This is a genomic window from Streptomyces sp. NPDC052701, from assembly GCF_040678355.1.
In the GTDB taxonomy this organism is placed as follows: domain Bacteria; phylum Actinomycetota; class Actinomycetes; order Streptomycetales; family Streptomycetaceae; genus Streptomyces.
In genome coordinates, this window is sequence record NZ_JBFATO010000066.1 from 1 (window position 1) to 9,034 (window position 9,034).

2 protein-coding genes are annotated in these 9,034 nt (G+C 72.7%); both read right to left on the reverse strand.

From position 1 onward, the window contains the following. The coding region (locus AB0L29_RS35215) for a type I polyketide synthase (RefSeq protein WP_365833406.1) at positions 1 to 6,047 on the reverse strand (6,047 nt) is incomplete at its 3' end. A gap of 164 nt (positions 6,048 to 6,211) precedes the next feature. After that, the coding region (locus AB0L29_RS35220) for an SDR family NAD(P)-dependent oxidoreductase (protein ID WP_365833408.1) at positions 6,212 to 9,034 on the reverse strand (2,823 nt) is incomplete at its 5' end.

Sequence of the window (9,034 nt, forward strand, 5' to 3'; positions counted from 1 at the left end):
CGCACCACCGCGAGGACCGGGTGACCGTTGCGACGCGCGTCCGACAGACGCTCCACCAGGAGCATGCCCGCGCCCTCGCCCCAGCCCGTGCCGTCCGTCGAGGCGGCGAAGGAGCGGCAGCGACCGTCCTTGGCGAGGCCGCGCTGCCGGCTGAACTCGACGAACACCTCGGGCGTGGCCATCACCGCGACACCGCCCGCGAGGGCCAGGGAGCACTCGCCGGAGCGCAGCGCCTGCACGGCCAGGTGCAGGGCGACCAGCGACGACGAGCACGCCGTGTCGATGGTGACGGCGGGGCCCTCGAGGCCGAAGACGTAGGAGACCCGGCCGGAGGCGATGGCGCCCGTGCTGTTGTTGGCGGCGTAGTCGTGGTACATCATGCCGACGAACACGCCGGTGGCACTGCCGCGCAGGGTGGCGGGGTCGATGCCCGCGCGTTCGAAGGTCTCCCAGGCGGTCTCCAGCAGCAGCCGCTGCTGCGGGTCCATCACCAGCGCCTCGTTCGGGCTGATCCCGAAGAAGGCTGGGTCGAAACGGTCGGCGTCGTGCAGGAAGCCGCCCTCACGGGTGTACGTGGTGTTCGGGCGCTCGCCGGTCGGGTCGAAGACCTGGCCGATGTCCCACCCGCGGTTGGCCGGGAACTCGGAGACCGCGTCCGCCCCGTCGGCCACCAGCCGCCACAGGTCCTCCGGCGAGGCCACACCGCCCGGATAGTGGCAGGCCATGCCGACGATGACGACCGGGTCGTCGTCGGCCACGAGGACCGGGGACACCGTTGTGAGATCGTCCTGTGCTCCGGCCACCTCTTGGAGAAGATGGGCGGTTAGGGCTTCCGGTGTCGGGTGGTCGAAGACCAGGGTGGCCGGCAGGCGCATGCCGACCGCCTCGCCGAGGGAGTTGCGGAACTCGACGGCGGTCAGCGAGTCGAAGCCGAGTTCCTGGAAGGCGCGGCCCGACTCGATCGTCGAGGCGTTCGCGTAGCCGAGGACCGATGCCACGCGTCCGAGGACGATGTCGAGGAGCACGCCGTGCCACTCGTCCTGCGGCAGGGCGGCCAGTCGGCGGCGCAGGGCGCTCGACTCACCGGCCGCGCCGGAGGAACTGCGCCGACGGGCCGCCGGGACGAGGGTCCGGAAGACGGTGGGCAGCCGATCGCCCTGGGCGTGCAAAGCCGGGAGGTCGAGTCCGGCGGGCAGCAGCAGCGGCTCCGGCGAGGTGCGTGCCGCGTCGAAGAGGGCGAGCCCTTCCTCGGGGGTCAGCGCGTGCATACCGGTGCGTGCGATGCGGGTCAGGTCGGTCTCGTCGAGCGTGTCGGCCATACCGCTGGACTGTCCCCACAGGCCCCAGGCGAGGGACTGGGCGGCGAGTCCGGCGTGGCGGCGGTGGGTGGCCAGCGCGTCGAGGAAGGCGTTGGCGGCGGCGTAGTTGCCCTGACCAGGGGCGCCCAGGACGCCTGCGGCCGAGGAGAAGAGGACGAACATCGACAGGTCCATGCCCGCCGTCAGCTCGTGCAGGTTCAACGCGGCGTTCACCTTGGGCCGCATGACCGTGTCGAGTCGGTCCGGGTTGAGCGAGGAGATCACCCCGTCGTCCAGCACACCGGCGGTGTGGACGACGCCGCTGAGCGTCACCCCGTCCAGGAGCCCGGCAAGAGCGTCCCGGTCGGACACGTCGCAGGCGCGCAGTTCGACCTCGGCGCCCAACCCGGTGAGTTCGGCGAGGAGTTCAGCGGCCCGTGGCGCGCTCTCGCCGCTGCGGCTGGTCAGGAGGAGGCGTCGTACGCCGTGCTCGGTCACCAGGTGCCGGGCGAACAGGGCACCGAGGGCGCCGGTGGCGCCGGTGATCAGGACGGTGCCCTCGGCGAGCCGTGACGCCCGCTCGTCGCCATCGTCGGAGTGACCGCCGGGGGCGCTGGCGCGGTTCAGCCGCGCGGCGTGCAGGATGCCGCCGCCACGCACCACCAGCTGCGGTTCGCCCGAGGCCATGACGGCGGCCACGAGGGAGTCGAGACCGGTCGGGTCGTCGATGTCCATCAGGACGATCCGGTCCGGGTTCTCGGACTGCGCGGCCCGCACCAGCCCCGAGACCGAGGCCGCCGCGAGGTCCGTCACGTCCTCGCCGGGCAGCCCGACGGCTCCCCGGGTGACGACGAGGAGCCGGGAGCGGGCATGACGGTCGTCGGCGATCCAGGTGCGCAGGACCTCCAGGGCACGGTGCGCAGCCCCACGGACGGCGTCTGCGTCGGCGTCGGCCGGCGTTTGGGGGCAGTGCCACACGACGACGTCCGGTACGGCCGCCTGCGGCGCTTCCGCGGCCACGGTGTCGTCCCAGTGGCCCCAGGTGACCGGCTCGGCCGTCCGGGCGGGCAGCGGCGCCCAGTCCAGCCGGAACAGCGAGTCGTGGTGTCCGGCGGAGGCCGCTGCCAACTGTTCCGCGGAGATGGGTCGCAGCGCCAATGACTCGACTCGGGCGACCAGGCGTCCGGACGGGTCCGACAGCTCCACGGTCACCATGCCGGAACCGGTCGGCGTCAGACGCACGCGTACGTCCGATGCGCCCTCGGTGTGCAGCGTCACTCCGGACCAGGCGAACGGCAGCGCACCCTGCTCTCCGATGGCCCCGGTGAAGGCGGCCGCGTGCAGACAGGCGTCGAGCAGCGCCGGGTGCAGGGCGAACTGTTCGGCCGCCGCGCGCGCCTGCTCGGGGAGGGTGACCTCGGCGTACACCTCGCCGCTGTCGCCCGAGCGCCATACAGATGTCAGTCCGCGGAACACCGGACCGTAGGTCATCCCGGCTTCGGTGAACCCCTCGTACATTCCGCCGAGTTCGACGGGCAGTGCGCCGGCGGGCGGCCACGACGAGTCCGGCCGGTCGTCGTCCGCCGGGCGGCCGACAGGGGCGAGCACACCACTGGCGTGCCGGGTCCAGGGCAGGTCTGCCGAGGAGTCCTGGCGCCGAGAGTGAACGGTGACAGCACGTGCACCGGCCGCGTCCGCAGCGCCGACGGCCACTTGTACCTGCACGCCGTCGTGCTCGGGGAGCACGAGAGGCGCCTCGATGGTCAGCTCCTCGATCAGGCCACAGCCGACCTGGTCACCCGCCCGGATCACCAGTTCCAGGAAACCGGTGCCGGGGAAGAGGACGCTGCCGCCGACCACGTGCTCGGCCAGCCAGGGCTGGGTGTCCGTCGACAGCCGTCCGGTGAGGACGACGCCGTCACTGTCGGCGAGGGTGATCGCGGCGCCGAGCAGGGGATGCTCGGCCGTGTCCAGACCGGCGGAGGCGATGTTGCCGGCACCTGCCTGGGCGTCGATCCAGTACCGCTTGCGCTGGAAGGCGTAGGTGGGCAGGTCGACGCGGGTGACGTTCCGGCCGGCGTAGAAGCCGTCCCAGTCGACCTCGGCCCCGGAGACGAACAGCTCGGCCAGCGCGGTCACGGCGGTGGTGTCCTCGGGCCGGTCCCGGCGCAGCACCGAGGCGAACGTGACCTCGTCGTCCTCGTCGAGGATCTGGCGGGCCAGGCCCGTCAGCACCGCGTCCGGACCGCACTCCACGAACCGCGTCACACCCTGGCCGCGCAGGGCGGTGATGCCGTCGGCGAAACGCACCGCCTCACGGACATGCCCCACCCAGTACCCCGGATCCGTCAACTCACCCGGGGCGGCGACCGTGCCGGACACGTTGGAGACCACCGGAATCGACGGCTCGGCGAACGCGAGCTGGGCCACCACGGCCCGGAAGTCCTCCAGCATCGGCTCCATCAACGGCGAATGGAAGGCGTGCGAGACCCGCAGCCGGGAGACCCGCCGCCCCAGTCCCGTGAAGTGCGCGGCGAGCGCTTCCACCCCGGCCTCCGCACCGGAGACCACCACGGATGCCGGCCCGTTGACGGCGGCGATGCCCACACCGTCGCTCAGCAGCGGGCGCACCTCGTCCTCGGCCGCGGCCACGGCCAGCATCGCCCCGCCCGCCGGCAGTGCGTCCATCAGCCGGCCCCGCGCCGCCACCAGCCGCGCCGCATCCTCCAGCGACAGCACCCCGGCCACATGCGCGGCCGTCACCTCACCGACCGAATGCCCCGCCACGAAATCGGCCCGCACACCCCACGACTCCAAAAGCCGGAACAAGGCCGTCTCCACCGCGAACAGACCCGCCTGAGCGAACACCGTCCGCTCCAGCAGACCCGCGTCCTGGCCCCACACCACATCCCGCAACGGCCGCCCCAGCAACCCGTCCAACACCCCGCACACCGCATCGAACGCCGACGCGAACACCGGGAACCCCGCATACAACCCCCGGCCCATCCCCAACCGCTGACTACCCTGCCCCGTGAAGAGCACCGCCGTCAGACCGTCCGCCACCACACCGCGACACACACCCGCCGCAGCCCCACCCCCCGCCACAGCGTCCAGCCCCGCCAGCAGCTCCTGCCGGCCCGACCCCACCACCACCGCACGCCGCTCCAACGCAGCCCGCGACACCGCCAGCGAGAAGCCCACATCGGCCGGCTCCACACCGGGGCGCTCGCGCACCCACTCCGCCAGCCGACCCGCCTGCGCGCGCAGGCCGGCGGAGCCGAATCCGGAGACGGGCCAGAGCAGGGTGTCCGTGGCGGTGGCCGGGGCGGGAGTGGCGGGCTCGTCCGCCGAGGGTTCGTCGAGTGCGGGAGCCTGTTCCAGGATGACGTGGGTGTTGGTCCCGCTCACGCCGAAGGAAGAGATGCCCGCCCGGCGCGGGTGGTCGGTCTCGGGCCAGTCCACGGGCTCGGTGAGCAGCCGTACCTGGCCCGCCGACCAGTCGATGTGGGAGGAGGGCTGGTCCACATGCAGGGTGCGGGGCATCCTGCCGTGGCGCATCGCCATGACCATCTTGATCACACCGCTGACGCCTGCCGCGGCCTGCGCGTGCCCGATGTTCGACTTGATCGAACCCAGCCACAGCGGACGGTCCTCGGGCCGGTCCTGACCGTAGGTCGCCAGTAGTGCCTGGGCCTCGATCGGATCACCCAGCGTCGTCCCGGTGCCGTGGCCCTCGACCACGTCGACCTGCGCGGGCGTCACCTGTGCGGCGGCGAGGGCCTGCCGGATGACCCGCTGCTGGGAGGGACCGTTGGGAGCCGTCAGGCCGTTGCTGGCCCCGTCCTGGTTGATGGCGCTGCCCCGTACGACCGCGAGGACCGGGTGGCCGTTGCGGCGCGCGTCGGACAGTCGCTCGACGAGGAGCATGCCCGCGCCTTCGGCCCAGCCGGTGCCGTCGGCCGCCTCGGCGAAGGCCTTGCAGCGGCCGTCCGGCGCGAGGCCCCGCTGCCGGCTGAAGGCGATGAAGGGCGACGGCGTCGACATCACCATGACGCCGCCGGCCAGTGCCATGCCGCACTCGCGGCGCCGTAGCGCCTGGCACGCGAGGTGCAGGGCGACGAGCGACGACGAGCAGGCGGTGTCCACCGTCATCGCCGGGCCCTCCAGGCCGAGCGCGTAGGAGACGCGGCCGGAGATGACGGCTGCCGCGCCGGCGGTGGTCATGTACGCCTCGGCCAGCTCGGGAGCCGCGTCCAGGAGGGCGTTGTAGTCCTGGATCCCGGAACCCGCGAAGACGCCCACGCGGCTGCCGCGGACCGAGGACGGGTCGATGCCCGCCCGCTCGAACGCCTCCCAGGCGACCTCCAGCATGAGCCGCTGTTGCGGGTCCATCGCCTGCGCCTCACGCGGGCTGATGCCGAAGAAGGCGGGGTCGAAGTGGCCCGCGTCATGGACGAAGCCGCCTTCGCGGACGTAGCTGGTGCCGGGCCGGTCGGCATCGGTGTTCAGCAGTCGTCCGATGTCCCAGCCACGGTCGGCAGGGAACTCCGAGATGGCGTCACGCCCCTCGTCGACCAGCTCCCACAGCTCCTCGGGCGTGCTCACCCCACCGGGGTAGCGGCAGCTCATGGCGATGATCGCGATCGGCTCCCGCTCCTCGCTCTCGACCTCCACCAGGCGCTGTCGGGTCTGAGCGAGGTCTGCCGTGACGCGCTTGAGATAGTCGAGAAGTTTGTCGTCGTTCGCCATCTCAGTCTCTCCGAGTCCTGTGGTCCGAAAGGCCGATCACGTGGTGGGGCGCCCGTCCCGCGGTGTGCGGGCCGGGCGCGAGGTGGCTCTGGCCCCTGCCGGGCGGGCCGATCGTCCGCGTGGGGGCGGTGACGTGCCGGACGGACGATCGGCCGCATGCCCGATCAGGTGAGGCCGAGTTCCTTGTCGATGAAGTCGAAGACGTCGTCGGCGGAGGCCGATTCGAGCTTCTGCCCGACGTCCGGGGTGCCGGCACCGGCGGTGGCACCGGCACCGCCGGTGCCGGCCACGCCGCTCCCGGCGGCCGCCACGATCTCGGTGAGCCTTGACGCGAGGGACCGCAGCCTGGTGACGATCCGCTCGGTTTCGATCTCCCGCGCGCCGAGGCCCGTCAACGCGGTCTCCATCCGCTCCAACTGCTCCAGCGCGGACAGCTCCGGGCCGGTCGGGGCGGGCAGCAGCTCCGTGAGCAGGAAGTCCGACAGCGCGGCCGGGTTCGCGTAGTCGAAGATCATGGTGCTCGGCAGCTTCCGGCCGGTGGCCTTCGTCAGTCGTCCTCGGAGGTCGACGGCGGCCACCGAGTCGAAGCCCAGGTCGTCGAAGGCGCGCCGGGTGTCGAGGGCGAGGGCGTCGTCGTAGCCGAGAAGAGCGGCGACGTGCGAGCGGACGAGTTCGTGCACGGCCCGGGTCGCCTCCACCCTCGGCATCCCGACGAGCCGTGCCGCCAGCGCGGGCGCGTCGGCGGACGTCTCCTGCTCGGCGCCGCCGTCGAGGGCCGCCACCGCCTCGGGAATCTCGTCGAGCAGCGGCCGCGGGCGGGCGAGAGTGTACGCGGGCGTGAAGCGGGACCAGTCGAAGTCCGCCACCACGAGGTGGCTCTCGTCGTGCTCCAGGGCTTGGCGCAGCGCGCTGACCGCGATGTCGGGTGCCATGGCAGGGGCTCCCATGCGCCGCATGACGGCGCTGAGTTCCGCGTCGACCATGCCGCCGTCCCAGGAACCCCACGCGACGGAGGTGGCGGTGAGTCCGCGCGCCCGGCGCCGGTGGCACAGACCGTCCAGGAAAGCGTTGGCGCTGCCGTACGCCGCCTGGCCTGAGCTGCCCCAGACGGCGGAGCCGGAGGAGAACAGGACGAACGCGTCCAGCGGGGTGTCCCCCAGCAGTTCGTCCAGATACCGCGCACCGAGCGTCTTCGCCCGGCCGACCTCGGCGAACTCCTCCAGATTCAGCTCGGGCAGGGCGGCGATGCGCTGCGGCAGACCGGCGGCGTGGACGACCGTCCGCAGCGGCGGTCCGTCGGACAGTGAGGCGAGCAGAGCGGCCAGCGCCTCACGATCGGCGACGTCACAGGCGGCGACGGTGACGCGTGCGCCCAACGACTCCAGTTCCTTCGTCAGCGCGTCGGCGCCCTCCGCGGCCGGACCCCTGCGGCTGGTGAGGACCAGGTGCTCGGCACCGTCCTCGGCGAACATCCGGGCCACATGTGCCCCGAGTCCGCCGGTGCCGCCGGTGATGAACACCGTGCCGCCCTGGGAACGCCGCCGGGCGCTGTCCTGCCCGTCTTCCGGCGTGGACGACGGTGACACCGAGGTCTCGCGGCGGACGGTTCCGCTCGCCACCGCGAGCGGGGAGCGGACCATGCGCCGGGCGAACACACCCCCGGCGCGGACCGCGAGTTGGTCCTCGTCGTCGTCCGCGCGGAGTGCCGCGACGAACAGGCCCAGGGCACGGTCGTCGAGGTTCTCCGGTACGTCGATCAGGCCGCCCCAGCTCTGCGGCTGGTCGAGGCCGAGGCCGGCGCCGAGTCCCCAGAGCGCCGACTGGCTCGGGCTGACGAGTTCGGCGGAGTCCTGAACGGCCACGGCACCGCTCGTGACGCACCACAAGGGGGCGGGCGTCCCGGCGTCCGCCAACGCCTGCGCGAGGACCACCGTGGCGGCGGCGCCGTGGGTGAGCGAGGGGTGCTCGGCATGCGGTCGGTCGTCGAGCCCGAGGAGGGAGAGGACCCGGTGCGGGCCGACGGCCGCCACCTCCGTCCGTATCCGTTCGGTCAGCGCGGCCCGGTCGCTGTCGACGACCTCGAAGGGTATGACGGTCACCTCGCCGACGAGCGCGTCGACGATCCGCTCCACGGTCTCGCCTCTCAGGCCGGCCGGAGGCCGGACCACGAGCCACGTCTCGTCCCGCTTGCCTGCGTCGACAGCCCGGCGTCCGACGGGCTTCCAGTCCACCCGGTACCGCAAGGAGTCCAGCGAGGCCAGCTTCTTGCGGTGCTCCCGCCAGGCGGCCAACGCATCCACAACGGGACCGAGTTCACCGCTCGGCACGTCGAGTTCCTCGGCGAGCGAGGAACTGTCCCGGCGCTCCACGGCGTCCCAGAAGACGGCGTCCACGGAGTCCGTTCCCCCGGATCCCAGGACCGGGCTGCCTGCCTCGTTCGCCTCCGAGACGGTGGCCTGTGCGGCCCAGTAGTGCTTGCGCTGGAAGGCGTAGGTGGGCAGGTCGACGCGGGTGACGTTCCGGCCGGCGTAGAAGCCGTCCCAGTCGACCTCGGCGCCGGAGACGAACAGCTCGGCCAGCGCGGTCACGGCGGTGGTGTCCTCGGGCCGGTCCCGGCGCAGCACCGACGCGAACACGATCCCCTCGCCGCCGTCCTCGTCGTCCTCGTCGAGGATCTGGCGGGCCAGGCCCGTCAGCACCGCGTCCGGACCGCACTCCACGAACCGCGTCACACCCCGGCCGCGCAGGGCGGTGATGCCGTCGGCGAAACGCACCGCCTTACGGACATGCCCCACCCAGTACTCCGGATCCGTCAACTCACCCGGGGCGGCGACCGTGCCGGACACGTTGGAGACCACCGGAATCGACGGCTCGGCGAACGCGAGCTGGGCCACCACGGCCCGGAAGTCCTCCAGCATCGGCTCCATCAACGGCGAATGGAACGCGTGCGAGACCCGCAGCCGCGACACCCGCCGCCCCAGCCCCGC